Origin of the sequence: Bacillus sp. JJ1503 (genome assembly GCF_036965125.1) — a bacterium.
GTDB lineage: Bacteria > Bacillota > Bacilli > Bacillales > Cytobacillaceae > Cytobacillus.
In genome coordinates this window covers 6713-8272 of sequence record NZ_JBALOZ010000074.1, presented here as the reverse complement: position 1 = coordinate 8272, position 1560 = coordinate 6713, and the positions used below count along the sequence as shown (strand labels likewise).

The following is a 1560-nucleotide window of genomic DNA, read 5'->3' as shown; positions in this document are numbered from 1 at the left end:
TAATCAAACAGATTCTGAAGCAACACAATTTAAATTGAAGTTATGTTAAGGTGTAGAAGAGATTGTGAAGGATTCTACAAAACTCTCGTGTGCGTTAGAACAATAACTAAAGATCAAAAAACTCTTTTAAACCCTTCGCTCTTCCACAATCGGGCGCTTTTCTGTAATAAGGATCAGTGCTTATTTTCATTTAAGTGCCATATTCTTACATAAGGAAAAGATTTTTTAGATGGTAAATTGAAATTAAAAGGATGATATTTGATTAGCTAATGGGGGTAGTTGGTTGAACATGGTACAGCGATTTGCATTTTACATCCATTAGAAAGGGGCAGGGCTTAGAAAATAATATATTCATCTAATGAGGTGGTGGAAATTGACAAATAGAGGTGTAAAGGTGGGTGAATCGATTAAAAAAGTCATAAACAACGAGGAATTTTCTGGAGTTGTTTTTGTGAAGGACGACAATGAAATACTATTCAAATCAGCATCTGGATATTCTGATCGGACTGAAGAACGATTGAATAACATACACACACGTTTTGGTATGGCTTCAGGCTGTAAGTTGTTTACTGCAATTGCAGTTTGCCAATTAGTTGAGAAGGAAATATTATCCTTTGATACACGACTTAAAGACTGTTTAGATGTAGTTTTTCCGCATTTCGATGAAAATGTAACGATCCATCATCTTTTAACCCACAGTTCTGGAATTCCAGATTATTTTGACGAAGAGGCGATGGATAACTTTGAAGATCTTTGGAAACATACACCTATGTATCTATTAAAGGATTTACACGATTTTCTGCCATTGTTTAAAAACGAAAAAATGATGTTCAAACCTGGAGAAAGATTTCATTATAATAATGCTGCATTTATTGTTTTAGGTTTGATTGTGGAACAACAAACAGGCCTTTCTTTTACCGATTATATTAAAACGAATCTTTTTAATAAATGCGGTATGAATGATTCAGGCTATTTTTCATTAGATCGGCTACCTAAAAACACAGCTTATGGATACATTTACGATAAAGGTGGGACATGGAAAACGAATGTCTACTCTATTCCGATCAAAGGTGGAGCTGATGGAGGAGCCTATATCTCTGCACCTGATATGATCAAACTTTGGGAAGCATTACTGGATCATCGTCTTATAAGTAAAAAATATATTGAACTACTTATGACCCCACACATTCATGTAAAAGAGGAAGTCCATTATGGGTATGGAATTTGGATCAACAAACGTAATAATTCCATATTCAAGTATCATGTAATGGGGTACGATCCCGGGGTGAGTTTCCATTCGGCCCTGTATCCTAAGTCCGGGATTAAGCTCGTAATCCCTTCAAACAAAAGTTCAGGGCCATTTAAAGTTATGAAAGCGATAGAAGAATATTTTGAGATCTAACTTCGTACTTCTTTATGATGTTGTCGATTAAAAATCGCCTTCCCCTTGTGGTGGTGCATTTTAGCTTGGAACGATAGATACTATATTAGCAAGTTGTTCAATTAACTATCAAATAAAACAGAACTAAGTTTTATTCAAGAATCGGGCGCTTTTCTGAA

General features: G+C 35.1%; 1 protein-coding gene. It reads left to right on the top strand.

What is annotated here, in order from left to right:
* Window positions 1-358: 358 nt before the first annotated feature.
* Window positions 359-1402, top strand: coding sequence for a serine hydrolase domain-containing protein (locus V7149_RS06790; protein WP_335344889.1), 1044 nt, complete (start codon window positions 359-361; stop codon window positions 1400-1402).
* The last annotated feature ends 158 nt before the right edge of the window (window positions 1403-1560 follow it).

Bases quoted from the DNA above. Each gene is read 5' to 3' on its own strand.
- V7149_RS06790 (WP_335344889.1), top strand. From the start codon at position 359: ATGAGGTGGTGGAAATTGACAAATAGAGGTGTAAAGGTGGGTGAATCG.